At 72.6% G+C, this 25830-nt stretch carries 24 protein-coding genes; 10 read left to right on the top strand and 14 right to left on the bottom strand.

The genetic code is table 11. The features are described 5' to 3' along the window. Positions 1 to 13: 13 nt before the first annotated feature. From ABT245_RS01015 to ABT245_RS00975, 9 genes are all read right to left on the bottom strand, one after another. Complete coding sequence (locus ABT245_RS01015; protein WP_351727382.1) at positions 14 to 1150, bottom strand: thiolase family protein; 1137 nt, start codon at positions 1148 to 1150, stop codon at positions 14 to 16. Next, on the bottom strand, positions 1147 to 1950 hold the full coding sequence (locus tag ABT245_RS01010; protein WP_351727380.1) for an enoyl-CoA hydratase/isomerase family protein: 804 nt from the start codon (positions 1948 to 1950) through the stop codon (positions 1147 to 1149). Before ABT245_RS01010 ends, ABT245_RS01015 begins: the two co-directional genes overlap by 4 nt. Next, positions 1947 to 3131 carry a CaiB/BaiF CoA transferase family protein gene (locus ABT245_RS01005; protein WP_351727379.1) on the bottom strand — a complete coding sequence of 395 codons (1185 nt, stop codon included), beginning with the start codon at positions 3129 to 3131 and terminating at the stop codon, positions 1947 to 1949. Before ABT245_RS01005 ends, ABT245_RS01010 begins: the two co-directional genes overlap by 4 nt. Beyond that, positions 3131 to 4714 carry a FadD3 family acyl-CoA ligase gene (locus ABT245_RS01000; RefSeq protein WP_351727377.1) on the bottom strand — a complete coding sequence of 528 codons (1584 nt, stop codon included), beginning with the start codon at positions 4712 to 4714 and terminating at the stop codon, positions 3131 to 3133. The genes ABT245_RS01005 and ABT245_RS01000 overlap by 1 nt, the downstream gene beginning before the upstream one ends. 12 nt (positions 4715 to 4726) lie before the next feature. Then, positions 4727 to 5875: an acyl-CoA dehydrogenase family protein gene (locus ABT245_RS00995; protein WP_351727376.1), complete on the bottom strand. Its 1149-nt coding sequence runs from the start codon at positions 5873 to 5875 to the stop codon at positions 4727 to 4729. Continuing rightward, complete coding sequence (locus tag ABT245_RS00990) at positions 5872 to 6885, bottom strand: acyl-CoA dehydrogenase family protein (protein WP_351727375.1); 1014 nt, start codon at positions 6883 to 6885, stop codon at positions 5872 to 5874. Before ABT245_RS00990 ends, ABT245_RS00995 begins: the two co-directional genes overlap by 4 nt. A gap of 2 nt (positions 6886 to 6887) precedes the next feature. Next, on the bottom strand, positions 6888 to 7688 hold the full coding sequence (locus ABT245_RS00985; RefSeq protein WP_351727373.1) for an enoyl-CoA hydratase/isomerase family protein: 801 nt from the start codon (positions 7686 to 7688) through the stop codon (positions 6888 to 6890). 162 nt (positions 7689 to 7850) lie between these two features. Beyond that, positions 7851 to 8618, bottom strand: coding sequence for an SDR family oxidoreductase (locus ABT245_RS00980; RefSeq protein WP_351727372.1), 768 nt, complete (start codon positions 8616 to 8618; stop codon positions 7851 to 7853). Between the two features lie 29 nt (positions 8619 to 8647). Continuing rightward, positions 8648 to 9814, bottom strand: a complete 1167-nt coding sequence (locus ABT245_RS00975) for an acyl-CoA dehydrogenase family protein (protein ID WP_351727370.1) — start codon at positions 9812 to 9814, stop codon at positions 8648 to 8650. A 313-nt stretch (positions 9815 to 10127) separates the two neighbouring features. Between ABT245_RS00975 and ABT245_RS00970 the strand changes: the two genes are divergently transcribed. The 6 genes from ABT245_RS00970 to ABT245_RS00945 all read left to right on the top strand — a co-directional run bounded on the left by ABT245_RS00970 (position 10128) and on the right by ABT245_RS00945 (position 16041). After that, a complete protein-coding gene (locus ABT245_RS00970; protein WP_351727369.1) occupies positions 10128 to 10982 on the top strand; it encodes an acyl-CoA dehydrogenase family protein in 855 nt (284 codons plus the stop codon). After that, a complete protein-coding gene (locus ABT245_RS00965) occupies positions 10979 to 12136 on the top strand; it encodes an acyl-CoA dehydrogenase family protein (RefSeq protein WP_351727367.1) in 1158 nt (385 codons plus the stop codon). The genes ABT245_RS00970 and ABT245_RS00965 overlap by 4 nt, the downstream gene beginning before the upstream one ends. Before the next feature lie 10 nt (positions 12137 to 12146). Next, the gene (locus ABT245_RS00960) at positions 12147 to 12938 is read left to right on the top strand and encodes an enoyl-CoA hydratase (RefSeq protein ID WP_351727365.1); all 792 of its coding nucleotides are present in this window, start codon (positions 12147 to 12149) and stop codon (positions 12936 to 12938) included. A 163-nt stretch (positions 12939 to 13101) separates the two neighbouring features. After that, positions 13102 to 13833, top strand: coding sequence for an SDR family oxidoreductase (locus ABT245_RS00955; RefSeq protein WP_351727364.1), 732 nt, complete (start codon positions 13102 to 13104; stop codon positions 13831 to 13833). Then, positions 13830 to 15293, top strand: coding sequence for an aldehyde dehydrogenase family protein (locus tag ABT245_RS00950; RefSeq protein WP_351727363.1), 1464 nt, complete (start codon positions 13830 to 13832; stop codon positions 15291 to 15293). Before ABT245_RS00955 ends, ABT245_RS00950 begins: the two co-directional genes overlap by 4 nt. A gap of 49 nt (positions 15294 to 15342) precedes the next feature. Further along, positions 15343 to 16041: a CoA transferase gene (locus tag ABT245_RS00945; protein WP_351727362.1), complete on the top strand. Its 699-nt coding sequence runs from the start codon at positions 15343 to 15345 to the stop codon at positions 16039 to 16041. Between the two features lie 65 nt (positions 16042 to 16106). Here ABT245_RS00945 and ABT245_RS00940 read toward each other — a convergent pair whose 3' ends face one another. After that, positions 16107 to 16874, bottom strand: a complete 768-nt coding sequence (locus ABT245_RS00940; protein WP_351727361.1) for an SDR family oxidoreductase — start codon at positions 16872 to 16874, stop codon at positions 16107 to 16109. Positions 16875 to 16928: 54 nt separating this feature from the next. Here ABT245_RS00940 and ABT245_RS00935 point away from each other — a divergent pair, with 54 nt between their 5' ends. Together ABT245_RS00935 and ABT245_RS00930 are read left to right on the top strand one after the other, a co-directional pair. Continuing rightward, positions 16929 to 18605 (top strand): class I adenylate-forming enzyme family protein, encoded by a 1677-nt coding sequence (locus tag ABT245_RS00935; protein WP_351727360.1) that lies wholly within the window; start codon positions 16929 to 16931, stop codon positions 18603 to 18605. Further along, on the top strand, positions 18598 to 19731 hold the full coding sequence (locus ABT245_RS00930) for a thiolase family protein (protein ID WP_351727358.1): 1134 nt from the start codon (positions 18598 to 18600) through the stop codon (positions 19729 to 19731). Before ABT245_RS00935 ends, ABT245_RS00930 begins: the two co-directional genes overlap by 8 nt. Positions 19732 to 19786: 55 nt before the next feature. On the opposite strand, the gene ABT245_RS00925 is transcribed toward ABT245_RS00930, so the two are convergent. The 4 genes from ABT245_RS00925 to ABT245_RS00910 are packed head-to-tail and all read right to left on the bottom strand — an operon-like array spanning position 19787 to position 22897. Next, positions 19787 to 20584, bottom strand: a complete 798-nt coding sequence (locus tag ABT245_RS00925; protein ID WP_351727357.1) for an acyl-CoA thioesterase — start codon at positions 20582 to 20584, stop codon at positions 19787 to 19789. A gap of 10 nt (positions 20585 to 20594) precedes the next feature. Then, positions 20595 to 21383, bottom strand: coding sequence for an acyl-CoA dehydrogenase family protein (locus ABT245_RS00920; protein WP_351727356.1), 789 nt, complete (start codon positions 21381 to 21383; stop codon positions 20595 to 20597). 6 nt (positions 21384 to 21389) lie between these two features. Continuing rightward, positions 21390 to 22484, bottom strand: coding sequence for an acyl-CoA dehydrogenase family protein (locus ABT245_RS00915; RefSeq protein ID WP_351727354.1), 1095 nt, complete (start codon positions 22482 to 22484; stop codon positions 21390 to 21392). Next, positions 22481 to 22897 carry a nuclear transport factor 2 family protein gene (locus ABT245_RS00910; RefSeq protein WP_351727353.1) on the bottom strand — a complete coding sequence of 139 codons (417 nt, stop codon included), beginning with the start codon at positions 22895 to 22897 and terminating at the stop codon, positions 22481 to 22483. Before ABT245_RS00910 ends, ABT245_RS00915 begins: the two co-directional genes overlap by 4 nt. Positions 22898 to 23028: 131 nt before the next feature. Between ABT245_RS00910 and ABT245_RS00905 the strand changes: the two genes are divergently transcribed. Together ABT245_RS00905 and ABT245_RS00900 are read left to right on the top strand one after the other, a co-directional pair. Beyond that, positions 23029 to 25137 carry an ABC transporter permease subunit gene (locus ABT245_RS00905; protein WP_351727351.1) on the top strand — a complete coding sequence of 703 codons (2109 nt, stop codon included), beginning with the start codon at positions 23029 to 23031 and terminating at the stop codon, positions 25135 to 25137. Further along, on the top strand, positions 25118 to 25828 hold the full coding sequence (locus tag ABT245_RS00900) for an ABC transporter ATP-binding protein (RefSeq protein ID WP_351727350.1): 711 nt from the start codon (positions 25118 to 25120) through the stop codon (positions 25826 to 25828). The genes ABT245_RS00905 and ABT245_RS00900 overlap by 20 nt, the downstream gene beginning before the upstream one ends. The last annotated feature ends 2 nt before the right edge of the window (positions 25829 to 25830 follow it).

The raw sequence follows: 25830 nt of genomic DNA, 5'->3' as shown, positions 1-25830 counted from the left end.
GCAACCACCGCTTTCAGTCGATGAGTTCGACGATGGTCGCGTTCGCGGTGCCGCCGCCCTCGCACATGGTCTGCAGGCCGTAGCGGATCCCCCGCGCACGCATATGGTGGATCAGGCGCGTCATCAGGACGGCCCCCGAGGCGCCCAGCGGATGCCCGAGCGCGATCGCCCCGCCGAGCGGGTTCAGCCGTTCCGGGTCCGCGCCGGTCTCGGCGAGCCAGGCCAGCGGGACCGGAGCGAACGCCTCGTTCACCTCGAACACCCCCACCTCCGAAAGCCCCACTCCCGCCTGCCGCAGGACCTTCTCGGTCGCCGGGACGGGCCCGGTGAGCATCAGCACCGGGTCGGAGCCGACCACCGCCCCCGCCCGGTGGCGCACCAGCGGTGCCAGCCCCAACTCCCGTGCCTTGTCCGGGGTGGTGACCAGGAGTGCCGCAGCGCCGTCGGAGATCTGCGAGGCGTTGCCGGCGTGGATCACTCCGCCGTCCAGGAAGGAGGGTTTGAGGCCCGCCAGCGTCCGCACGCTGGTGCCCCGGCGGATCCCCTCGTCCGCCGTCACCCCGGCCACCGGCACGATCTGCTCGTCGAAGGCCCCGCCGTCCTGCGCGGCGGCCGCCCGCTCGTGCGACCGGGCGGCATACGCGTCGAGCCGGTCCCGTGTCAGCCCCCACTTCTGCGCGATCTTCTCCGCGGAGATCCCCTGGTTGAAGGAGAAGTCCTGGTAGCGGGCGAGGACTTCGGGGCCGTACGGCACACCGCCCGCCTTGGCCGAACCCAGCGGCACCCGGCTCATCACCTCGACCCCGCCCGCCACGATCACATCGTGCCGTCCGGACAGCACCGCCTGCACCGCGAACTCCAGCGCCTGCTGGCTCGATCCGCAGGCCCGGTTGACCGTGGTTCCGGGGACACTCTCGGGCCAGCCCGCCGCCAGCACCGCGTAGCGGCCGATGTTGCCGGACTGGTCGCCGGTCTGGGACACACATCCCCAGATCACATCGTCGACGCTCTCCGGATCGATCCCGGTGCGCTCGACGAGCGCCCTGAGCACGGCCGCGGACAGGCCGGCCGGATGAAGGCCGGCCAGCCCGCCGCCGCGTCTGCCGACGGCGGTACGGACCGCGGCCGCGATCACCGCTTCCCGTGTCATGTGTCGTCGCCCTCCGTTCGCCGGGGCACCGCCCAGCCGCCGGTGAAGCGTGGATCCCTCTTGTCGGCGAACGCCGCGTACGCCTCGGGGACATCGGCGCCGGCGAAGTTCACCGACTGCGCCCGCGCCTCACTCGCCAGCGCGCCCCGCAGCGTGCGGTCCGCGTTCTCGTTGAGCAGAGCCTTGGTCTGTGCCAGGGCCACCGGAGGGCCGGCCGCCAGCCGTGCGGCGAGGTCCCTCACAAAGGTGTTCACCTTGTCGGCCGCCACCACCCAGGCCACCAGGTTCAGCATCCGTGCCTCCTCGGCGTCGATCACGTCGGCCAGCAGGGCGAGCCTCTTGGCCTGCTGGAGTCCGACGAGTTTCGGCAGCAGCCAGGAGCCGCCGCAGTCCAGGGACAGTCCGCGCCGCGCGAAGATCTGCGAGAACCGTGCTTCGGGGGTGGCGACGACCAGATCGCAGCCGAGGGCCAGATTCCAGCCCGCGCCCACCGCCACGCCGGTCACCTGGGCGATCGTGGGGACGGGCAGCTCGTGCAGCAGCAGGGTGACCTCGGTCAGGGTCCGCATCCGGTACAGCGGGTGGGCCGCGCTCACCCCCTGGGAGATGTCCGCGCCGGAGCAGAAGGCGCCTCCCGCGCCGGTGAGGACCAGCACCCGGACCGAGCGGTCACGGCCGGCCTCGACGAGGGCGTCGCGCAGCGCCTCCCACAGCGCGGCGTCGAGGGCGTTCCTGCGGTGCGGGCGGTTCAGGGTCAGGGTCCGTACCCCGTCGGCGTCCTCGGTGAGCAGCACGGTCATCGCACGGCCCCCTGCTCGCGGAGAGCGCCGATCTCCGCGCGGGTCATGCCGAGTTCGCCGAGTACGGCGTCCGTGTGCGCGCCCAGCGCGGGCACCGGCCCCATCGGCGGCTCGTATCCGGCGATGACGGGGGGCGGGAGCAGCGCCAGCACCGGCCCGCCCGGGGTGTCGATCTCCCGCCAGCGGCCGCGGGCGGTCAGCTGCGGGTGCGCCAGGACGTCGGACTGTGTGTTGAAGCGGGAGTTGCCGATCCCGGCGGCGTCCGCGCTCTCCTGCACCACGCGCAGGTCGTGCCGCGCGCACCAGGCGGCGATCTCGGCGTCCAGGACGGCACGGTGCGCCACCCGTCCGGCGTTCGTGGCGAACCGTTCGTCGTCCGCCAGGTCCGGCCGGCCGAGCACATTCCTCGCCAGACGCCGCCACTCGCGGTCGTTGGTGGTGCCGAGCACCACCGTGTGCCCGTCGGCGGTGCGGTAGGCGCCGTACGGGGCGACGGCGGGCGAGCCCATACCGAGCGGCTGCTGCTCGACCCCGGAGTGCCGGGTGTAGGTCAGCGGGTAGCCCATCAGCTCCGTCATCGTGTCGAACATGCTCACCGCGACCGAGGCGGCGGGCCGTCCCCGCCCCTTGCCGTGCAGCAGCGCGAGGACGGAGAGCGCCGCGTACAGGCCGCTGCACACGTCGGCCACCGGCGGACCCGGCTTTGCGGGCGCACCCGGGTGTCCGGTCACCGCGCACGCCCCCGACTCGGCCTGGACGAGCAGGTCGTAGGCACGCTTGTGGGACAGGGGGCCGCCGGGGCCGTACCCGTCGATCTCCACGGCGATCACCTGCGGATGGCGGACCTCCAGATCGGCGGGGGACAGGCCCAGCTTCGCGGTGGTGCCGGGGGTGAGGTTGGAGACCAGCACGTCGGCGCGGTCCAGCAGCCGGTGCAGCACGGCGAGCCCGGCGTCGGACTTGACGTCGAGTGCGACCGACTCCTTGCCCCGGTTGACCCAGACGAAGTGGGCCGCGAGGCCGCCCACCACGTCGTCGTAGTGCCGTGCGAAGTCTCCTCCCCGGGGGTTCTCCACCTTGATCACACGGGCGCCGAAGTCACCGAGGGCACGGGTGCACATCGGTGCCGACACGGCCTGTTCGAGCGCCACCACGGTGACGCCGGACAGCGGCCCCTCCATCAGCGCTCACCGCCTCGGTACCGGGCGCGCAGATCGTCCTTGAGGACCTTGAGGCCGGCGTTGCGCGGCAGCGCGTCCACGAACCGCACATGCCGGGGCACCTTGAAGTTGGCCATGTGCTCCCGCGCCCACGCCACGACGTCCTCCTCGGTGGGGCGGGCGCCCGGCGCGGCCACGACGAAGGCGCAGCCCACCTCGCCCATGCGCGCGTCGGGCACGCCGACGACCGCGACCTGTGCGATGTGCTCGCAGCCGAGGAGCAGCTTCTCGATCTCGGCCGGGTAGGCGTTGAAGCCGCCGACGATGTACATGTCCTTCTTGCGGTCGACGATCACGAGGTTGCCCGCCGCGTCGAGGTGCCCGATGTCGCCGGTGTGCAGCCAGCCGTCGCCGTCGATCGCCGCCGCGGTGGCTTCCGGGTCGTCCCAGTAGCCCCGGGTGACGTTGTAGCCGCGTACCCGGATCTCCCCGTCCCGGCCCGCCGGCACCTGGCCTCCCGAGGCGTCGGTGAGGCGGACCTCGACATCCGGGATGGGGCGCCCGGTGGTGCGGGCCACGGTCTCCTCGGCGTCGCCGACCCGGGTGGTGGTCACCAGCGCGGCCGACTCGGTGAGTCCGTAGGCGCTCAGCACGATGTCGAAGGACAGGTCCTTCTTCATGGCGTGGATCAGGGACTCCGGGATGGTCGAGCCGCCCGTCATGGACACTCGCAGGGACGACAGGTCGCGCTCCCCGCGGCCCGGGTGATGGAGCAGGTCGTGGAAGATGGTGGGCGGGCCGAGCAGGATGCTGACCCGTTCCCGCTCGATCAGCTCCAGCGCCCGTCCCGCGTCGAAGACGGCCATCGGAATCACCGTCACGCCGTGCAGGAACGAGGCGAGCCAGCCCGCCTTGTAGCCGAAGCAGTGGAAGAACGGCGGGATGACCAGGAAACTGTCCGAGGCGCGGAAGCCGTACTGCGTCGACATCCAGCCGTAGGCGCGCAGGGACTGCCCGTGGGTGAGCATGACGCCCTTGGGGTGGCCGGTGGTCCCCGAGGTGAACATCACATCGCTGACCCGGTCCGGGGTGAGCCGGTCGATGGCCCGGTGCGCCGCGCGGGACGCGGTGCCCAGGCCGAGGAACTGTCCCCACGTCATGTAGGCCGCGCCGCTTGCCCCCGGCAGGGACACGGTGGTGGTGAGCGCGGGCAGGTCAGGGTCCGCCCGTTTCAGCTCGGCCGTGTGGTCGGTGCCCAGGAAGGACGCGGCGGCGAACAGGGCTCTGGCACCGGACCTGCGCAGAATGTAGGACAGTTCCCGCGCCTTGAACCGGGTGTTGAGCGGTACGACGATGCCTCCGGCCCCCTGGATGCCGAGGGCCGCCACGATCCACTCCACCGAGTTGGGCGCGCACAGGCCGGCCCGGTCGCCGGGGCCGATGCCGAGGGCCTGCGCCGAGGCGACCGCCCGGAGCATGAGATCCTCCAGCTCGCGAAAGCCGATGCGCCGGTCCCCGTCGACGAGCGCGGTGGCGTCACCGAAGCGCCGCGCGGCGGCCCTGACCACGTTCGGGATGCTCTGGAATGCCAGGTCGTGTCGCATGACGGACTCCGTTCAGCCACGGTCGTCGGCGGTGAGGCGCAGCAGCCGCTTGGCGATGATGTTCCGCTGGATCTGGGACGTGCCGCCGTACACGGACGCGGCCCTGGAGTACAGGTAGCCGCCGAAGACCTCCCCGCCCTCCCCGTACAGCTCCTCGGGGAACACCTTCAGCGCCGTCTCGTACAGCCGCTGCTCGGCCCGGGTCATCAGCAGCTTGTCGACGGAGGACTCCGGGCCCGCGGTCTGCCCGGCCAGTCGCTCGGCGACACGGCGGCGGGAGTGGGCGACCAGGACGTGGTAGTCGACCACGCACCGGCCGATGTCCGACAGCAGCCCGTCGGGGAGGCTGCCACGCCTCTCGCGGGCCCGGCGGCGCAGCCGCTCCACCAGCAGCCCGTACTTCGACAGGTGTCCGGTGTCCAGGGCGTTGCGCTCGTAGGCCACGGTGGTCATGGCCAGCGCCCAGCCGTCCCCTTCGGCGCCGACGCGGTCGGACTTGGCCAGGCGGACGTCATCGAGGAACAGTTCGCAGAACTCGTCGTCGCCGCCCGCCGCGCGCAGCGGGCGCACCGACACACCGGGCCGGTCCAGGGGCAGGACGAACGCCGAGATGGAGGTGTGCGCGGGCGCGGTGAGACCGGTGCGGGCCAGGAGCAGACAGAGATCGGAGTACTGGGCGTAACTCGTCCACAGCTTTTGGCCGCCCACGATGTAGTGGCCGTCTTCGCCGCGGTCGGCGCGGGTGCTCATGCCGGCCAGGTCCGAGCCGGCGCCCGGCTCGCTGAAGCCCTGGCACCAGACGTCGTCGCCCGCGAGCATCCGCGGCAACAGCCGCCGGCGCTGTTCCTCGGAGCCGAACTCCAGCAGCGCGTGCGCGAGATAGCCGATGCGGGGCACTCCGGGCGCGCCCCGGGCCCCCAGTTCGTCGCTGACCGCGACCTGGTGCAGGGCGGTCAGTCCGCGTCCGCCGTACTCCCGCGGCACGTCGAGACCGACCCAGCCGCCGGAGTGCAGCATGCGGTGCCAGCGGTGCAGGAAGACGGGGACCGGCTCGTCTGCGCCGCGTGCGGGGAGCGGGTGGCCGGCGAGCCAGACGCGCAAGTCGCGGCGCAGGCGGTCCAGATCGGCGGGGTCGCCGAAGTCCAGCGGCAGATCGCTCATCGCGTCACCTCCGGTTCGGCGGACGGGGCGTCCTCGGCCGCGGCGGAAGGGATCTCCTCGGCCAGGACCGGCAGCAGGTCGTCCGTGGTCGCCAGCAGCCGGGTCCCGACGAGGACCCGGCGCAGATAGAGGTGGGCGACGTGCTCCCAGGTCTGGGCGATGCCGCCGAACACCTGCATGCCCGCGTACACCGCCTCGACCGCCGAGGTGTTCACCTCCGCCTTGGCGACCCGCGCGGCCGTCAGCGCCCCGTCCGGCGGCTCGTGGTCCAGGCACCAGGCGGCGTACCGGGTCGCACTGGTGCAGGCCTCCACCAGGACCCGGGCGTCGGCGAGCAGATGCTGCACGGCCTGGAAGGATCCGATCGGCCGTCCGAACTGGCGGCGGTCGCGGGCGTACCGCGTGCTCAGTTGGACGAACGCGTGCGCCGCGCCGACCAGTTCGGCGGCCACGACGACCAGGGCGTACGACTGCCAGCGCCGCCGGTCGTCGGGGCCGAGCCGTCCGACGACCTCCCCGCTGCCGTCGTCCGGGACCGCGCGCACATCGCGGAGCAGATCGGCGGTCCGCACGGGCGGGCCGAGGCCGGTTCGCCGTACCGTCCCGTCGGGCTCGACACAGAGCGCGCTGTCGGCCGCGGCACAGTCCCAGGCGACGAGCGGCGACCGATACGGGCCGGGAAAGCGCAGGTCAGCGGCGAGAGCCAGGGTGGGGCGGGACGCCGAGGCCGGATTACCGAGCAGGCGCAGCAGCTCCGGGGCGAGGAGAGCGGTGCCGAGCAGGGACGTCGTCAGCGGCTGTCTGCCGTGTTCCTCGGCGAGCAGCGCGCACTCCTGCGCCGTCGCGGCCGGCGGGGAGGCCAGGCGCAGTTCCCCGAGGCCCAGTTCGTCCAGCGCCCGCTGCGCCGTGGTGCGGGCCCTCGGCTCGATCTCGTCGGCGCGGTCGACGCGGTGCCGGGCCGCGAACGACCGCAGCGCGTCACGGACCAGGGTGAACTCCTCGGGCTCCACGCTCAGTTCTCCTCGGATGCGGCCGGGCGGCGGTGCGCGCGGGAGGCCAGCTCGTTGATGACTCGGATGTGGTCAGGGCTGGTCATCGTGGACCGCTCGGCCAGCAGGGCGGCCTCCATGCCGCCTCGCGACACCTGTTCCACCACGGCCGCCAGGGCCGCCTTGGTGGCCCGCAGCGCCTCCGCGGGCTGGGCGGCCAGCCGGTGGGCGAGCGCGAGGGCGTCGTCCATCAGGTGGCCGGCCGGGACCGCGCGGTTGGCCAGCCCCAGCTCGACGGCGGTGGCCGCCGGGATACGGTCGCCGGTGAACAGGTACTCCTTGACCCGCAGCAGGCTGGTCAGCAGCGGCCACAGGGTCACACCGCCGTCGCCCGCCACCAGGCCCACCGGCACATGCGGGTCGGCGAGGTAGGCGTCCTCGGCCATCAGGACCAGGTCGCACGCAAGGGCCAGGCTGCAACCGAGCCCGACCGCCGGTCCGTTGACCGCCGCGACCACGGGGAGGGGGAAGCGGATCATCTCCGTCTGGATGGTCCGGTCGCGCCGGATCGAGCGCTCCCGCAGCTCCGGGTCGTGGTGGTGGCGGAGCAGGTGGTCGAAGTCGCCGCCGGCGCTGAACGCCCGTCCTGCCCCGGTCAGGACGACCGCCCGGGCCTTGGGGTCCTCGGCCAGCTCCCGCCACACCTCGGACAGCCGGCGGTGCAGTTCCTCCGATACACCGTTGAGTCGTTCGGGCCGGTTCAGGGTGACGATGCGGACGTCGCCGTCGGCGGCCACGGTCAGGACGGGGCTCACGTCGCTCATGCGGCGATGGTAGGGAGGGCCGGACCGATATTGTCAATGGCCTTGCCGGAAAATGAGAACACCATTCTCATGGGTCTGGGGCCGGTAGGTCGCCGTTTCCGGTCGGACCGCTCACCACAGCCGGGACGGGTGCTGTCACAGGACCTTGGCCCCGTCGAGCCGTCACATGACCATGCCCCCGTCCACCGGCAGCACCTGCCCGGTGACGAACGAGGCGGCGTCCGAGGCGAGGAACACGAACGCCCCCGCGACCTCGTCCGGTTCGGCCCATCTGCCGAGCGGGATACGGGCGAGCATGCGCTCCGCGAACCTGGGATCGGTGCGGATGGTCTCCGTCATCGGGGTCGCCGCCAGCGGCGCCAGGGCGTTGACCAGGATGCGCCGGCGCGCCAGTTCCCGGGCGAGCGACTTGGTCAGCCCGATGATGCCCGCCTTCGCCGCCGAGTAGTTCACCTGGCCGAGGGTGCCGGTGAGGCCGGCGGAGGACGTGACGTTGATGACCCTCCCGGTCCCGTCGCTCGGCAGATGGGGCAGCGCCGCCTGGGTGCAGTGGAAGGCGCCCATCACATGGATGTCGATCAGCCGTCGCACGGAGTCCTCCTCCAGCCTGTCGAACATCGCGGGCGCGGTGATCCCGGCGTTGTTGACGAGGATGTGCAGCACACCGTCGGCGAGCGCGGCGGCCCGGGACACCGCGCGGTCGGCGGCGGTGCGGTCCGTCACATCGAGCGCCGCGCTGTCGGCGGTGAGCCCGGCGGCGGTGAGCTTCCCGGCCGCGGCCGCCGCCGCGTCGCCGTCCACGTCGGTGACGAGCACCGCGGCCCCGGCGCGGGCCAGCGCCCCCGCCACGGCCGAGCCGATCCCGCCGGCGGCGCCGGTGACCAGCGCCGAGCGCCCCGTGAGGTCGAACAGTCCCGTACGGTCGGTCATTCTCGCTCCTGGTCGTGGAAGCCGGTGATTCAGTAGCTGCGCGGGAGCCCCAGAGTGTGGGACCCCAGATAGTTCAGGACCATCTCCTGGCTGACCGGTGCGATCCGCATCAGCCGGGCCTCCCGGAAGAAGCGGGCCACCGGGTACTCCTCGGAGTAGCCCATCCCGCCGTGGGTCTGCAGGGCACGGTCGGCGGCGGTGAACCCGGCGTCCGCGCACAGGTACTTGGCGGTGTTCGCCTCCCGCCCGCACGGGCGGCCGTGGTCGTACAGCCAGGTCGCCTTGCGCAGCACCAGCTCCGCCGCGTCGAGCCGGGCGAGGGAGTCGGCGAGGGGGAACTGGATGCCCTGGTTCATGCCGATGGGGCGGCCGAACACCTCTCGGTCGCGGCCGTATGCCACCGCCCTGTCCAGTGCCACCCGGCCGATGCCCAGTGCCTCCGCGGCGATCAGCATCCGTTCGGGGTTGAGACCGTCGAGCAGATAGCGAAACCCCTGGCCCTCCTCGCCGACCCGGTCCCGGACGGGGACGCGCAGTTCGTCGATGAACAACTCGTTCGAGGTGACGGCGTTGCGTCCCATCTTCGGGATCGGACGGATGTCGACGTGGTCGCGGTCGAGGTCGGTGAGGAACAGCGTCATGCCGTCCGTGGGCTTGGCCACCTCATCGCGCCGGGACGTGCGGGTCAGCAGCAGGATCTTCTCCGACTCCACCGCCTTGGAGATCCACACCTTGCGGCCGCTGACGATGTAGCGGTCGCCGTCCCGGCGGGCGTAGGTGGTGATGCTCGTCGTGTCCAGGCCGGCGCCGGGCTCGGTCACCCCGAAGCAGACGTGCAGGTCGCCGTCGGCGATACGGGGCAGCGTACGGCGCTTCAGCTCCTCGCTGCCGTGGACCACGACGGGGTGCATGCCGAAGATCGACAGATGGATGGCGCTGGCGGCGTTCATCCCGCCCCCCGAGCGGGCCACCTCCTCCAGCAGCAGGGTGGCCTCGGTGATGCCGAGGCCATGGCCGCCGTACGCCTCCGGGACGGTGATGCCGAGCCAGCCGCCGCCCGCGACGGCGGTGTAGAACTCCTCGGGGAAGGCGTGGTCGCGGTCCTTCTCCATCCAGTACTGGTCGTCGAAGTCACGCAGGAGACCGGCCACGGCCTTGCGGATCGTCTCCTGGTCCTCGGTCAGCTCGAAATCCACGGCGGGGAACCCCTCTGCCGGCTGCTGATGTGTGGAACGTATGAAAGGCCAGACTGAAAGAGGTCGTCAACTGACCGGAGTCGACGGTGAGGTGGGCGGTACGGGTCACGGTGATACCGCAGGTGCCCTCTCGACCGGTTCGGCGGGGACGGCTCTCATGCAAGAACGGTACTCCACATATGTGGGAAGCGGCGGCGCTGTCTCACCGAATCATGCTCAACGCAGATCGAGACTCTTACTTGCTGTTACCGAGAATGTTATTCTCGCCCGCATGGTGCCGTGCCAGGTGCCACCGGGAGGGCGGAGGCCGTGCGTGGAGTTCGAACTCGACGAGGAGCAGCGGATGCTGCGCCGTACGGTGCGCGAGACGGTCGCCAAGATGCGGCCGCAGCCCGCGGACCGGCAGTGGGAGACCTACCGGAAGCTCGGCTGGCTGGAGGCGCCTGCGCTGGAGCTGGTCCTCATCCTGGAGGAGCTGGGGTACGCGGCCGACCCGACCCCGTTCCTGGCCACCGCCACCTGGTTCGCGCCGCTGGCCGGGCGGCTCCCCGAGGGCAGCGGCACGGCCGTCCTCGACGGCACCGGCCGCTATGTCCTGGACGCCGACCGCGCCGACGAGGTCGCGCTGCTCACCCCCGACGGCGTCACCGTCGTCCCCGGGGCGAGCCTTGCCGCCGAGCGCGTCGACGTCCTCGACCCGCACCTGCACGTGGCGCACGTCGACGCGGGCCCCCTCACCGCCGGCGTCCCCGAGCTGGCCCTCGCGGGTCTCGCGGCCACCGCGGTCGGCGCCTGCCGCCGCATCCTCGACCTCGTTCTCGCGCATGTGAAGCAGCGCACGCAGTTCGACCGGCCGCTCGGCTCCTTCCAGGCCGTCAAGCACAAGGCCGCCGACATGCACGTGGCGATCGAACGCGCCCGCGCCCTCACCCACTTCGCCGCCCTGACCATCGCCGAGGACGACCCGCGCCGCGTCCAGGCCGCGCACATGGCCAAAGCGGCGGCGGGGGAGTGCCAGCGGCTGGTCGTCCGGCACGGACTGCAGTCGTTCGGCGCGATGGGCTTCACCTGGGAGAACGAACTGCAACTGCACCTGAAGCGGGCCCAGGCCTGCGACCTGCTGCTCGGCACCGCGTCCGCCCACAGGAAGGCCCTGCTGACCGCATGAAGCTCGCCGACGACCCCGAGGTGGAGGCCTTCCGCGCGGAGTTCTCCGCCTTCCTCGACGCCCGACTGCCCACCGAGGCGGAGGCCCGCGAACGCTCCCGCTCCAGCGGCCACATCCCCGAGTGGGCCCGCCGCTGGCAGCGCACCCTCTTCGAGACCGGCTGGCTGCTGCCCGGCCGGCCGCCCGAGTACGGCGGCCGGAACGCCACGCTGCCCCAGCAACTCGCCCACCTGGAGGAGCTGGCCCGCCGCCGGATCTACCACAGTTTCAACCCCCAGGGACTCGGGATCGTCGCCGCCTCCCTGCTCACCTTCGGCACCGAGGAGCAGAAGCGGCGCTGGGCCGTGCCGATCCTGCGCGCCGAGATCACCGCCGCGCTCGGCATGAGCGAACCCGAGGCCGGCTCCGACCTGGCCGCCCTGCGCACCCGGGCCGTCCTCGACGGGGACGTCTTCACGGTGAACGGGCAGAAGATCTGGACCTCCGGCGCCCACGACGCCGATGTGCTGCTGACCTTCGTGCGCACCGACCCGGACGTCCCCAAGCACCAGGGGCTCAGCGCGCTGCTGATCCCGGCCGCAGCCGACGGCGTCGAGTGCCGGCCCTTCGGGTCGATCGCCGCCGAGGACGACCACGACTTCAACGAGGTGTTCCTCACCGACGTACGCGTGCCCCGCGAGAACCTGGTCGGCCCGCTGGGCGAGGGCTGGCGGGTGGCGGGCGGCTCCCTCGGCCACGAACGCACCCTGCTGTGGCTGTCGTACGCCGAACGCCTGCAGAACCTGGTCGACGACGCCGCGGACGTCTGCGGCGACCAGGAGTGGTACGCCACCCTGCGCATGGATCTGACGGCGCTGCGGCTGCTCGGCTACCGGCAGCTCGGCCCGGCCCGGGACCCGGCCGAGATCTCCGTGCTCAAGCTGTTCGGCAGCGAAGCCGTCCAGACCGCCTCGCTGCACGCCCTGGAGGCGCACGGCGCCGACGGGCTACGGCATCCCGTGCGCACCGGCCCCTGGCACCACATGAACCACGAGCCGTTCGTCTCCAGTTGGTTCGAGCGCTACGCGCGCAGCTTCGCCGGCACCATCGCCGGCGGCACCAGCGAGATCCAGCGCAACATCATCGCCGAGCGCCTTCTCGGCCTACCGCGTTAGGACGCCGGTCATGGCACAGATCCTGTACGAAGCCGAAGACGGTGTCGCCGTCATCACGCTCAACCGTCCCGAGGCCGCCAACGCCCAGACCATGGCCCTCCTCGACGACCTCGACGCCGCCTGGACCCGCGCGGCCGGGGACGAGGAGGTCCGGGTGGTCGTGCTGCGGGCCAACGGCCGGCACTTCTCCGCCGGACACGACCTGAAGGACCGCTGGCCCGGCCCCGGCGAGATCACCCTGGAGTGGATCTACGACACGGAGACCCGTCGCTATCTGGAGTACGCGCTGAAGTGGCGCAATGTGTCCAAGCCCACCATCGCGGCCGTCCAGGGCAAGTGCATCGCCGCCGGACTGATGCTGTGCTGGCCTTGCGACCTGATCGTGGCCGCCGAGAACGCCGAGTTCTCCGACCCGGTGGTGCACATGGGCATCGGCGGGGTCGAGTACCACGGGCACACCTGGGAGCTGGGCCCGCGCAAGGCCAAGGAGATCCTGTTCACCGGCCGGCCGCTCACCGCGCGCGAGGCGGAGCAGGCGGGCATGGTCAACAAGGTCGTCCCGCTCGGCGAGCTGGACGACTCGGCCCGTGAACTGGCGGCGCGGATCGCGAGGATGCCGGCCTTCGGGCTGCGCCAGGCCAAGCGGGCCGTCAACCAGACCCTGGACGTGCAGGGCTTCTACGCCGCGCTCCAGTCCGTCTTCGACATCCACCAGACCGGCCACGGTCATGCGCTCAGCGTGCACGGCTTCCCGATCCTGACCCGGCTGGACGACATGAAGCAGCGCCTCAAGCAGGGCTGAGGACCTTACACGGACAGGACCGACCGACCGCCTCGTCACCCACGGCGATCGTGCGGTGCGGCAGCCGCTCCGAGCTCTGGCAAGTATCAGGTTCTCTTGTCTGAGTCCTTGATTGGCTGAAATGGAGAATGTAGTTTCCGACCAACCGGGCAGGGAGGCTGGGATGCGGTTCAGGGGCAAGGTGGCGATCGTCACCGGAGCCGGCCAGGGCATCGGAGAGGGATATGCGAAAGCACTGGCCGCCGAGGGCGCGCGGGTCGTCGTGGCCGAGCTGAACGAGCAGCAGGGACAGCGTGTCGCCAAGGAGATCGGCGATGCCCTCTTCGTGCGGACCGACGTCGGCGACCCAGCGTCCGCCGAAGCGCTCGCCGGCACGGTGATCCACGAGTTCGGACGCATCGACCACCTGGTCAACAACGCCGCGATCTTCCAGGGCATGCGCCGCGAGGGCCTCACCAGCGTCGACTACGCTTACCTCGACCGGTTCCTCAAGGTGAACCTGCTCGGCGCACTGCATCTGACCCGCGCCGTCCTGCCGCATCTGACGGCGGGCTCGGCCATCGTCAACCAGTCGTCCACCGCGGCCTGGCAGGCCACCGGCTTCTACGGCCTCGCCAAGGCCGGCCTCAACCATCTCACCGCCTCCCTCGCCGCCGAACTCGGCGACCGAGGCATCCGCGTCAACGCGATCGCACCCGGCCCGACGGACACGGAGGGCTCCCGCGACATCATCCCGGAGCAGGTCCGCGAGGCGCTGGTGCGGTCGCTGGCACTCAAACGCATGGGGCAGCCCGCGGACCCGGCGGGCCTGCTGTTGTTCCTGCTCTCCGACGCGGCGAGCTGGGTGACCGGCCAGGTCGTCGCCGTCGACGGCGGATCGGTGGTGCGGCTGTGAACATCCCCACCAGGTCCCAGCTGATCGACGGCAAACTCGTCACCGCCAAGGCGACCTTCGCCTCACACAACCCCGCCACCGGAGAACTGGTCGGACACGCGCCCGAGGCGACGCCCGCGGACGCCGAGGCGGCCGTCGTCGCCGCCCGCCGCGCCTTCGACACCACCGACTGGCCCACCGACCGCGACCTGCGGCTGCGCTGCCTGCGCCGGCTCCACCAGGCACTCGACGAGCACCGCGAGGAACTGCGCGAACTGACCATCGCCGAGGTCGGCGCGCCCCGCCAGCTCACCCACGGCCCCCAGCTCGACGAGCCGATCGGCCTCGTGAAGTACTACGCCGACCTGCTGGAGAGCTACGAGTTCACCGAGGACCTGGGCGAGACGGAGTCCCGCGGTCAGCGCCACCACCGCTGGGTGGAGAAGGAGCCGGCCGGCGTCGTCGCCGCGATCCTGCCGTACAACTTCCCCAACCAGCTCGCCCTGGCCAAGCTCGCCCCGGCGCTCGCCGCCGGCTGCACCGTCGTCCTCAAGGGCGCCCCGCAGACCCCCCTCACCACCCTCGCCCTCGGCGAACTGATCGCCGAGCACACCGACATACCGCCCGGCGTCGTCAACGTCCTCAGCTCCTCGACCCCCGAGGTCGGCGCGGTGCTCACCACCCACCACGGCATCGACGCGGTCACCTTCACCGGCGCCACCGTCACCGGCCGGCGCATCATGGCCGCCGCCTCCGGATCGGTGAAACGGGTCTTCCTCGAACTCGGCGGCAAGTCGGCCATGATCATTCTGGATGACGCCGACATCACCAAGGCCGCCCTGTTCGCCGCGCTCACCATCTGCTCCCACTCGGGTCAGGGCTGCGCCCTCACCTCCCGGCTCCTCGTACCGCGCGCCCGGCACGACGAGATCGTGCAGACGGTCGCGGCCGGCCTTGACCGCGTCCGGGTCGGCGACCCCACCGACCCGCGGACGAACATGGGCCCGCTCATCAGCGGAGAGCAGCGCGACAAGGTCGACGGCATGGTGCGCCGGGCCGTCGCCGACAAAGCCGTCCTGGTCCGCGGCGGCGAGCGCATCGACCCGGGCTTCTTCTACGCGCCCACCCTGCTCGCCCAGGTCGACCCGGACAGCGAGATCGCGCAGGAGGAGGTCTTCGGGCCGGTGCTCGCCGTGATCCCCTACGACGACGAGGAGGACGCCGTCCGCATCGCCAACAACAGCAGGTACGGGCTGTCCGGCGCGGTGCACGGCGCCGACGAGGAGCGGGCGATCCGGATCGCCCGGCGCATCCGCACCGGCACCTTCTCCATCAACGGCGGCAACTACTTCGCCCCCGACGTGCCCTTCGGCGGCTACAAGCAGTCCGGCATCGGCCGGGAGAGCGGACGGGCCGGCTTCGAGGAGTTCCTGGAGACCAAGGCGTTCGGCCGGGTCGTCGTGCCCGAGGAGCGGGCATGAGGCCGCTGGAGGGGATCCGCGTCCTGGAAGTCGCGATGTACTGGTGTGCGTGGCCCTGACCGGCTGGGGCATGGACGCGGGCGACCGGCCCGCCTTCGACTACGTCGTGCAGGCCGCCACCGGTATCGCCGCGCTCACCGGGGAAACGGACGGCCCGCCCCAGCTGCCCGGCTACTCCTCCGCCGACAACTCGGCCGGGTTCGCCGCCGCGCTGGGCCTGCTGGCGCAGGTGGTCTCCGGGCGGGGCGGGCAGATCGACGTCTGCCTGCGGGACGTGATGCTCTCGCAGCTCAACTACCATGCCTCCGCCTGGCTGAACGAGGGCACGGCCCCGCGGCGCCTCGGCGGCGCCCACCCCTACTACGTGCCCGCCCAGCTCTTCGCGACCGCCGAGGGCCACCTGGCCCTGTTCATCACCCATGACCGCTTCTGGCGCGCGTTCGCCGCCGAGGCGGGCATCGACGGCTTCACGACGATGGCGGAGCGGGCGGCCCGTCGCAACGAGGTCGTCGCCGCCGTGACGAAGGCACTCGCCGCGGACACGGCGACAGGCTGGGAGGCCCGGCTGCGGCCCCTGCGTGTGCCCGCCGCGGCCGTACGCACCGTGCCCGACGCCCTCGCCGACGCGCCCGACGCGGTGGTGGAGGCGGGCGGTTACCGGATGGTCGGCAGTCCGTTCCGGGTCACCGGATACGAGCCGGAGTATGGTCCGCCGCCGCGGCTCGGCGAACACGGGGACCACGTCTGACGGGACGACGGCCGCACCGATCGCGAGGTCCTGGTGCCAGTGATCGGCCCGGGTTCCGCCCGCCGCTACTTCGGGGGGAAGCGCAACGCCCCGTCCAGCCGTACCACTTCCCCGTTGAGGTAGTCGTTCTCGCACAGATGACGCACCAGCGCGGCGTACTCCTCGGGGCGCCCCATCCGCCGCGGGTGCGGCACCCGGGGGCCCCAGTACGCCTCCAACTGGTCTCCGGCCTTCCCGTACGCCGGTGTCAGGACCGTTCCCGGGGCGACGGTGACCACACGTATGCCGAGCGGTGACAGATCGCGGGCCGCGACCAGGGTCATCGCCGAGACACCGCCCTTCGCCGCCGCGTACGGCAGTTGGCCGATCTGCCCTTCGTACGCCGCGATGGACGAGGTGGTGACGACGACCCCGCGTCCGCCGTCCCCGTCGACGGGCTCCGTGCGGGCGATGGCCGCGGCGGCCAGCCGCAGCACGTTGAAGACTCCGGTCAGATAGATGTCGATGGTCGTGCGGAAACCTTCCAGTGCCAGGGCAGAGCCGTCCTTGCCGACGAGCCGCCCGCCGCTCGCGGGCCCTCCGTGGCAGTCCACCGCGATCCGGAAGGTGCCCGCCCGTTCGGCCTCGGCGACCGCGGCCAGCACGGAGTCCTCGTCGGTGGCGTCGGTGCGGACGTAGCGCACCCCCAGCTCCGCCTCCAGGGCCTTGCCCCTGTCATCGGCGAGGTCGGCGACCACGACCCGGGCACCCGCCGCGCACAGCCGGCGGACCGTGGCCTCGCCCAGTCCGCCGGCGCCGCCCACCACCAGGGCCGCGCAACCATCGATGCGCATCCTCATTCCCCTCTCTTGCGAGTAAGGATCTGAGTCTAGGAGAATGTCATTCTCATGAACATAGCCGTGATCCTGGAAATGGCCGCCTCGGCTCAAGACCGGCCGGCCGTCACCGAAGGCGGCCGTACGCTCTGCGCGGCCGAACTCCAGCGCCTCGCGCGTCACGCGGCCGACCGCTTCCGCGGCCGTTCCGCCGTCCTCTACCTGGGGCCGAACCATTTGGCCTACCCGGTCGCCCTGTTCGGTGCGGCACTGGCCGGTATCCCTTTCGTCCCTCTCAACTACCGGCTCGGCGATGACCAGTCGAGCGCGCTGATCGCCCGGCACCCCCAAGCCGTGGTGCTCCGCCCGGACGATCTCGACGCACTGCTCACCGCGAGGGGGGAGGCCGCGTGGCGGCCCGCGCCGCAGGACCAGGAGACCGTCGCGGTCGTCCTCTACACCAGCGGCACCACGGCCGCCCCCAAGGCGGCCCTGCTGCGCCACCGCCACCTGCTCGCCTATGTCTTCAACACCCAGGACTTCGGGTCGGCCAAACCGGGCGACGCCGGCCTGGTGGCGCTTCCGCCGTACCACGTCGCCGGGCTGGTGAACCTGCTCACCACCCTGTATGCCGGCCGCCGCGTCGTCTACCAGAGCACCTTCGCACCGGCCGACTGGCTGGCGACGGTGCGCCGCGAGGGCGTCACCCACGCCATGGTCGTACCGACCATGCTGGCGCGGCTGACCGCCGAGCTGGGCGACGCGCAGGCGGACGTACCGACGCTGCGCAACCTCGCCTACGGCGGCGCGCGCTGCCCGCTCTGGGTGGTGGAACGGGCCCTGCGACAGTTTCCGGACACCGGCTTCGTCAACGCCTACGGGCTGACCGAGACCGCCTCCTCCGTCTGTGTGCTCGGCCCCGACGACCACCGGCGGGCCGTCGCGTCCGAGGACCCGGCGGTGCGCGCGCGGCTGGGCTCGGTGGGCCGTCCGCTGCCCGGCGTCGAGGTCGAGATCCGTGACGAGGACGGCAAGGTCCTCGGCTCCGGGGACAGCGGCCTCGTCTTCGTGCGCGGCGCGCAGATCTCGGGCGAGTACGAGGGCGCGGGTGACCTCGGCGGCGGGGACGGATGGTTCGCCACCCGCGACCGGGGCCGCCTGGACGAGGACGGCTATCTGTTCCTCGACGGCCGCGCCGACGACACGATCATCCGGGGCGGCGAGAACATCGCGCCCGCCGAGATCGAGGACGTCCTGCTCCAGCACCCGGGCGTCGAGGAGGCCGCCGTGCTCGGGCTGCCCGACCCGGAGTGGGGGCAGCGGCTGGTGGCCGTGCTGGTCGGCGCCGGGGACCCGGACGAGATCCGCGCCTTCGCCCAGCGGCGCCTGCGTTCCTCGAAGACCCCGGACGCCGTCGTCTTCCGCCCCGACCTGCCCCGCACCCCCACGGGAAAGCTCTTGCGCCGCACGCTCGTGGCCGAACTGGCCGAACTGGCCGAACTGGCCGAACTGGCCGACCCGGCCGAAGCCGCCAAGCCGGCCGAAGCCGCCGACCCGGCCGAAGCCGCCGACCCGGCCGAAGCCGCCGACCCGGCCGAAGCCGCCGACCCGGCCGAAGCCGCCGACCCGGCCGAAGCCGCCAAGCCGGCCGAAGCCGCCAAGCCGGCCGAAGCCGCCAAGCCGGCTGAATCGGCCCAACCGGCCGGGCCCTCCGGTCCGGCCGAACCGGAGGAGACCGCCGATGCCTGAAGCCGTGCTCGTGGCCGCCCTGCGCACCCCCATCGGCACCGCGTTCAAGGGGAGCCTGCGCGAGACCACCGCCCACGAACTGGCCGATCGCGTCGTCACCGCGGTCGCGGACGGACTCGACCCCGGCCTCGTGGACGACGTGGTCCTCGCCGAGTCCCACTACGGCGGCGGAGTCGTTGCCCGGCACGCCGCGTTGACCGCCGGACTGCCGCGGGTGCCCGGACTCGCCCTGAACCGGCACTGCGCGGCCGGCCTGGCGGCGGTGCAGACCGCCGCCGCCTCGGTCCGGGCCGGCATGGACCGGCTGGTGCTGGCCGGCGGCGTCAACTCCGCCTCCACCGCGCCGAAACTGTCCTTCAAGGGCGTCGACGGCCCTTGGGTGCCGCCGTCCCACCCGGATCGCGCCGACGCGCCCAACCTCGACATGTCGATCACCGTGGGCTGGAACACCGCGGTGCGCGCCGGGATCACCCGCGAGGAGATGGACGCCTGGGCGCTGCGCTCGCACCGCAACGCCGTCCGTGCGCTGGACGAAGGACGTTTCAAGGACGAGACCGTGCCCGTCGACACCCCGTACGGCCCCTTCGAGGCCGACGAGCACCCGCGCCGCGACACCAGCGCCGAACGCCTCGCCGCGCTGGGGCCGCTGCACCCGGAGATCGAGGGCTTCTCCATCACCGCGGGCAACGCCTGCGGGGCGAACGACGCGGCGGCCGCGGTCGCGGTGGCGGACGACCGCCTCGGCCTGCCCGCGCTGGCCACCGTGCGGTCCTGGGCCTCGGTCGCCGTCGATCCCGCCGAGACCGGCCTGACCCCGGTCCAGGCCGTCCCCAAGGCCCTGCACCGGGCCGGACTGACCGTGTCCGACGTCGACCTCTTCGAGATCAACGAGGCCTTCGCGTCGGTGGCCGTCGCCGCCGTCCGCCGGCTCGGCCTGGACCCGGACACCGTGAACGTCAACGGCAGCGGCTGCTCCCTCGGCCACCCGGTCGCGGCGACCGGCACCCGCATGATCGTCACCCTGGTCCACGAACTGCGCCGCAGGGGTGGGGGAGTGGGGGTCGCCGCCATGTGCGCGGGCGGCGGCATGGGTTCGGCGCTGGTGCTTGAGGTGCCCGCGCCCTGACCCTGCCCCCGCGGGAGCCCGGGCCGCAGCAGCAGGCCCGGGCTCCCGGTCGTGCTCAGACGAACCGCAGCAACGCCTCCTGGGCGAAGGACGCGAGCAGTTCGCCCTCCTCGGTGAGTACGTCCCCGCGCCCGAAGCACCGCCCGTGCGCGGCCAGCGGACTGTGCTGGCGCAGCAGCAGCCACCGTCCGGTGGTGAACGGCCGGTGGAACCACACCGTGTGCGCGGTGACGGCCGACACGAACACCGTGCCCGCGTCCGCCTGGGTCACCCCCGCCACCGGCCGCAGCGCGGTACCGATCGCTGTCAGATCGGTGGCGTACGACAGGAGGGCGGGCGCCGCGGTCCGGGGCGCCACGGGGATACGGGTCCACAGCTCGTGGACGGCCGGCTCGGCCTTCTCGGTGTCGAGGTCGGTGGCCGCCCGGGACTCCCACGGCAGCAGACCGAGGTCCACCCGGCGTTCCGGGCCGGGAAGGGCCGCGGGCGGGTCGGCCGACTGGCGGTCCGGTCCCTCCTCCCACGTGTGCAGGCCGGCGTTCGCCACGGCGATCACCCCGTGCTGCTGGCGGGCGGTGAGCCGTACGGTCGCGAACGTGCGGCCCTGCTGTGGAACCTCGGCCTCGTAGCGCACCGGTTCCCCGGTGCGGCCCTCGCGCAGGAACTGGGCGTGCAGGGACTTGAGTTCCTTGCCGGTCACGGACCGGGAGGCCGCGCAGGCGAACTGGGCCAGGAGCTGTCCGCCGAACAGGCGGCGGTACTCAAGCCGTTGGGAGCGGCCCTCGAAGGTGTGCTCGTCCACGGCCGTCAGATCGAGGCAGTCGAGCAGGTCGTTCCAGAGGTCGATGGTCACGCGGCTCTCCTCACAGGTCGACGAGACGCGGCGTCCGGCCCTCGCGCAGCAGCAGCGTGCCCGCCTCGCGCGTCAGGTCGCGGGCGGAGCCGAGCAGTCCGTCGAGGACCAGGGCGCGCTTGATGTGCCGGTGCAGATCGTGTTCGGCGGTGAAGCCGATCCCGCCGAGCGCCTGCCCGCAGTGGCGGGCGGCGGTGAGGGCGGCCCGGCCGGCGGCGGCCTTGGCCAGCAGGGCCAAGGTGTCGTCGTCGCCGGGGGCCGTCAGGGCCGCCTCGGCGCCTTCCAGGGCGACGTACGTCTCGGCCAGCCGGTGCCGCAGCGCCTGGAAGGAGGCGAGCGGACGGCCGAACTGGTGCCGGTCCAGGACATGCCGGCGGGCCAGCGCGAGCATCGCCCGCCCGGACCCGAGCAGCCACCAGCCGAGCGCCCGGCGTCCGTCGGCCAGGGGCACGGGAGCGCCGGCCGCGACGCGCCGCAGCGGCAGTGCGGGGTCGAGCACACGGCCGTCCGCGCTGCCGTCCCGGGTCCACTCCACCCATGTACCGCCGGTGTACGGCAACGCGAGCGTCCGGCCGGGCGGGCTCCCCGCCTCCCGCAGGACCACGTCGTTGAGGACCGACGCGTGCGCTCCCGTCTCCCCGAGCAGACGGAACACCAGCGCGATCGCCGTGCCGGGCTCCTCGGCCAGCATCTGGGTCCAGCCGAGATCGGCGAGCGAGGCGTCGACGGCGGTGCCCGAGGCGCCCGTCATCGTCTTGCGCAGGACCTGCTCCAGCAGGTCGCGCTCGTCGGCGTCCACGCGCGCTCACTCCTTCCCGAGGTCCAGCAGACGGCGGGCGACGATGTTGCGCTGGATCTCCGCGGTGCCGCCGTAGACGGTCGCCGCACGCGCGTACAGGTATTCGGTGCGCCACGCGCCCGCGCCGGTCAGCTCGACGGTCCCGGGCAGCAGGTCGCGCGCGGTGTCGTACAGCCGCTGTTCGGCGGTGGCGAGGAGGATCTTGTCCACGGATGTCTGCGGCCCCAGCCGGCCGGCCTCGGCCAGCGTCCGCTGGGTGAGCGCCGACCGGCAGCGCGCGGTGTGCAGGTCGAGCCAGGCGGCGCCGAGGCAGTCGGCGTCCGGCTCGCAGCCGTCGGCCAGCAGCCGGTCGAGGCGGCTGTGCAGATGGGCGATCCGGTGCCAGAAGCAGGTGGACCGCTCGTACGGCAGCAGGTCCATGGCCAGCCGCCAGCCGTCGCCGGGCGCGCCGAGCAGTCGCTCACCCGGGACGCGTACGTCGTCGAGGAAGACCTCGGCGAACTCGTCGGCGCCGTGCAGGGTGCGCAGCGGACGGACGCGGATGCCGGGGGTGTCCATGTCGAGCAGGAACGCGCTGATGCCGCCGTGGCCCGGATCGCCGGTGCGGGCCAGCAGGACACAGCGGGCCGCGTACTGGGCGAGACTCGTCCACACCTTCTGCCCGGACACCAGCCAGTCGTCCCCGTCGCGCACCGCGCGGGTGGACAGCGAGGCCAGATCACTGCCCGAGCCGGGTTCGGAGAAACCCTGGCACCACTGCTCCCGGCCGCTCAGCAGCCGGGGCACCATCTCGGCGGCCAGCGCGGGCGGCGCGTAGTCGATCAGGGTGGGCACCAGGACCTCGGCCATCGACCAGATGCCGGGCTCGGCCAGGCCACGGGAGGCGACCTCCTCGCCGAGCACCGCCCGCAGGACGCTCGGCCCGCCGAGTCCGCCGGCCTCGGGCGGCCAGCCGTGCCGCATCCATCCTGCCTCCCACAGCGCCCGGCGTACCCGTGCGAGCTGGGCCACCTGGGCGTCGAGACCGTGCTCGTCGCCGGGGGACAGATCATGGGCGTCGAGCCATTTGCTCAACTCCCGCCTGAAGTCAGCGACGTTCATGGACGCGAGCGCTCGAAGGCGTGCGGGCGGCCGGAGTCGTGGTCGCCGCTGCGGCGGATGAAGGTCATGGCGCGGGTGCGCAGCCGCCACCCCTCGGCCGTCCGTACGTAGGCGTCGTTGTAGTAGCCGATGCGCAGCGCGTGCTCGGAGTGCTCCACGAAGCACAGCGGCTGCGTGCCGGTGGCCGCGTCGCCGTCCAGTTCGATCATCGGCGTGCCCACGAGGAACAGGCCCTTGGGAGCCGCGGAGATCAGCGCGGGGAACTCGTCGAGCGGGTAGGTGTCCCCGAACGCGCTGTAGCTGCCGCCAGCGGTGAACACGCCGAGCACCCTGTCCACGTCACCGCGGGTCATGGCGACCGCGTAACGGGCGAGGAGCTGCTCGATCTCCACCAGGTCGTCGGTAGGGCTCAAGGGACCGCCTCTCTTGTCGTCCGCCCTCGGTGCCCGCTCTCGTCGTCCGCACGGGAGAGAACGGAATTCTCGTCGATGAGTATCGTGTACGAATGGTTGATTCTCCAATAGCGAGAAGCTAGTTTCCAAACATGGATCAGTTCCTGGCCTTCACGGTGGTGGGCCTGAGCACCGCCGCGATCTACGCCGTGATCGGCAGCGGCCTGGTACTCACCCACACCACGGCAGGTGTCTTCAACTTCGCCCACGGCGCGGCCGGCATGCTCGCGGCCTTCTCCTACTGGCAGCTCGCCGTCGGCTGGGGATGGCCGGTTCCGCTCGCCCTCGCCACCGTGCTGCTCGTCCTCGCGCCCGCCTTCGGCCTGTGCGTGGAACGCGTGCTGATGCGGCCCGTCCAGTTGCTCGGCGAGGCCGAACGCCTCGTGATGACGGTCGCCCTGCTCACCGGATGCATCGCCCTGGCCCGATGGGTCTGGGATCCCAACACCGCCCGGCCGCTGTCCCCGTTCTTCGCCGACCGCCCCGCGATCCGCCTGGGCCCCGCCTCCGTCACCTGGCACCAAGCCGTCACCATGGCGGTCGCGGTCGCCGTCGCCGCGGTGCTGTGGGTACTGCTCCACCGCACCCGGGCCGGCACGGAGATGCGCGCCTCGGTCGACGACCGCGCCCTCGCCGGGCTCACCGGCGCCGACCCGCTGCGGGCCGGCCGCCTCGCCTGGGTCCTCGGTATCCAACTCGCCGCCGTCGGCGGCATCCTCATCGCCCCCACCGTCGCGCTCGACGCCCAGCAGCTCTCCCTGCTCATCGTCAGCGCCTACACCGCCGCCGTCTTCGGCAGGCTGCGCAGCCTCCCCCTCACCTTCCTCGGCGCGGTCGTCGTCGGCCTGCTTGAGGCCTACCTTGCCGGTTACCTGCCGCAGAACGACTACCTGCCGGGCCTGCGCCTGGCCGCCCCCGCCCTGCTGCTCCTGCTCGCCCTGCTCGCCTTCCCGCACCGCCGGCTGCGCGGCCGCGACCGCCGGCTGGTCCGTGTCCCGCTGCCCACCGCGCGCGGCAGCCTCGTCTTCGCGGGCGGCGTCCTGCTCCTCGCGCTGGTCCTGGTCACCGTCCTTGCCGAGGACGCGGTGATCTCCTACGGCACCGTCTTCTCCCTGGGCGTCATCGCCCTGTCCTACGTCCCGCTGGCCGGATACACCGGGCAGATCTCGCTGTGCCAGCTGTCCATCGCCGGGATCGGCGCGGTCGTGTGGGGCCACCTCGGCGCGCACGGCGAACTGTGGGCGCTGCCCGCCGCCGTGCTGATTGCGGCGGCCGTCGGGGCGGTCGTGGCCGTGCCCGCCCTGCGCCTGTCCGGTATCTACCTGGCCCTCGGCACCGCCGCGTTCGCCGTGATCCTCGACCGCTGGATCTTCACCCTCCCCGCCTTCGACGTACTCGGGGTGCGCGTCTCCCTGTTCGACCAGGGCTCCGTAGCGGTCACGGGCCCGAACCTGTTCGGCCTGCGCCTGACCTCCCCGACCCAACTGCTGCTCCTCGCCGCCGTCTTCCTCGCCCTCGCCTCGCTGGCCGTGGCCGCGCTGCGCCGGGGACGCTTCGGCCGCCGGCTGATCGCCCTGCGCGACAGCGAGGCCGCCTTCGCCACCCTCGGCGGGCGCCTGCTCGGAGCCAAGATCGCGGTTTTCGCGCTGTCGGCCGGCCTCGCGGGCCTCGGCGGCGCCCTGTACGGCATGCAGCTCCAGACCGTCACCGCCGAGCAGTTCGACCTCGTCGCCGGACTGCCGCTCTTCCTCGTCGCGGTCGTGGCGGGCCTCGGCGCCGTCGGCACCGGCCTGTTCGCAGGAGTCGCCTTCGTCGTCCCCACCCAACTCCTCGCGCACGCCGGCTCCTGGGCACACGATCTGTCCGCGCTGCTCATCGCCCTCGCCGGGATGGGCCTCGCCCACAGTCCGGCCGGAGTCGTGCCCCGTCTGCACGCCGAGTGGCAGCGGCTCGTCCGCGAACGGACCCTGCTGCCCGTCCTGCTCGGGGTGCTCGCCCTGTGCTGGCTGCTCGCCGCCACCGGCGCGGTCAGCGGCGGCCCGGCGCTCGTCGTGGCCCTCGCCGCCGCCCTCGCGTGCAACGCCCGCGCGTCCGCGCGCCGGGCGACCGACCGCGACGTCGCGGTGGAGTGGTGGGGTGTCCGCCGTCCCTGGCGGCCCGAGGACGGGGAGGTGCTGAACCGTGCCACTGCTGCGCGCTGAGGAGGTGAGCGTGTCCTTCGGGGGCCGCCGCGCCCTGGACACGGTGTCCCTGGCCGCGGAGGCCGGCCGCGTCACCGGACTCATCGGACCCAACGGAGCGGGCAAGAGCACCCTGTTCGACGTCGTCTCGGGGCTGCGCCGGCCACGGACCGGCCGCGTCCTGCTCGACGGCCACGACGTCACCCGCGAAGGCCCGGCCCGCCGGGCCCGCCGCGGCCTGTCCCGCACCTTCCAGCACCTGGAGCTGTTCGGCCGCCTCACCGTCCGTGACAACCTGCTCGTCGCCGCCGAACTCGGCCCGGGGCGACGGCACTCGGCCGCCACCACCGACCGAACACTGGCCCGCCTGGATCTGACCGACCTGGCCGACGCGCCCGCCGACACCCTGCCCACCGGCGCGGCACGGCTCGTGGAGGTCGCCCGCGCGCTCGTCCTGGAACCGAGGGTCCTCCTCCTGGACGAACCCGCCGCCGGGCAGGACGCGGAGGAGACCGCGCGCTTCGCCGGACTGCTGCGCTCCCTCGCCGACGAGGGCACCGCCGTCCTCCTCGTCGAACACGACATGAGCCTGGTGATGACCGTCTGCGACCAGGTCCACGTCCTCGCCCTGGGCACCGTCGTCGCCAGCGGCCCGCCCGAGCTGATCCGCCACGACGAGACCGTGCTCGCGGCCTACCTGGGGGAGGAATGACC

This window comes from Streptomyces sp. NPDC001508 (genome assembly GCF_040298665.1).
GTDB lineage: Bacteria > Actinomycetota > Actinomycetes > Streptomycetales > Streptomycetaceae > Streptomyces.
Note: the sequence above shows the minus strand (reverse complement) of the source record. Positions and strands in the feature narration are given on the sequence as shown.

Bases quoted from the DNA above. Each gene is read 5' to 3' on its own strand.
- ABT245_RS01015 (WP_351727382.1), bottom strand. From the start codon at position 1,150: ATGACACGGGAAGCGGTGATCGCGGCCGCGGTCCGTACCGCCGTCGGC.
- ABT245_RS01010 (WP_351727380.1), bottom strand. From the start codon at position 1,950: ATGACCGTGCTGCTCACCGAGGACGCCGACGGGGTACGGACCCTGACC.
- ABT245_RS01005 (WP_351727379.1), bottom strand. From the start codon at position 3,131: ATGGAGGGGCCGCTGTCCGGCGTCACCGTGGTGGCGCTCGAACAGGCC.
- ABT245_RS01000 (WP_351727377.1), bottom strand. From the start codon at position 4,714: ATGCGACACGACCTGGCATTCCAGAGCATCCCGAACGTGGTCAGGGCC.
- ABT245_RS00995 (WP_351727376.1), bottom strand. From the start codon at position 5,875: ATGAGCGATCTGCCGCTGGACTTCGGCGACCCCGCCGATCTGGACCGC.
- ABT245_RS00985 (WP_351727373.1), bottom strand. From the start codon at position 7,688: ATGAGCGACGTGAGCCCCGTCCTGACCGTGGCCGCCGACGGCGACGTC.
- ABT245_RS00980 (WP_351727372.1), bottom strand. From the start codon at position 8,618: ATGACCGACCGTACGGGACTGTTCGACCTCACGGGGCGCTCGGCGCTG.
- ABT245_RS00965 (WP_351727367.1), top strand. From the start codon at position 10,979: ATGAAGCTCGCCGACGACCCCGAGGTGGAGGCCTTCCGCGCGGAGTTC.
- ABT245_RS00960 (WP_351727365.1), top strand. From the start codon at position 12,147: ATGGCACAGATCCTGTACGAAGCCGAAGACGGTGTCGCCGTCATCACG.
- ABT245_RS00955 (WP_351727364.1), top strand. From the start codon at position 13,102: ATGCGGTTCAGGGGCAAGGTGGCGATCGTCACCGGAGCCGGCCAGGGC.
- ABT245_RS00940 (WP_351727361.1), bottom strand. From the start codon at position 16,874: ATGCGCATCGATGGTTGCGCGGCCCTGGTGGTGGGCGGCGCCGGCGGA.
- ABT245_RS00935 (WP_351727360.1), top strand. From the start codon at position 16,929: ATGAACATAGCCGTGATCCTGGAAATGGCCGCCTCGGCTCAAGACCGG.
- ABT245_RS00930 (WP_351727358.1), top strand. From the start codon at position 18,598: ATGCCTGAAGCCGTGCTCGTGGCCGCCCTGCGCACCCCCATCGGCACC.
- ABT245_RS00915 (WP_351727354.1), bottom strand. From the start codon at position 22,484: ATGAACGTCGCTGACTTCAGGCGGGAGTTGAGCAAATGGCTCGACGCC.
- ABT245_RS00905 (WP_351727351.1), top strand. From the start codon at position 23,029: ATGGATCAGTTCCTGGCCTTCACGGTGGTGGGCCTGAGCACCGCCGCG.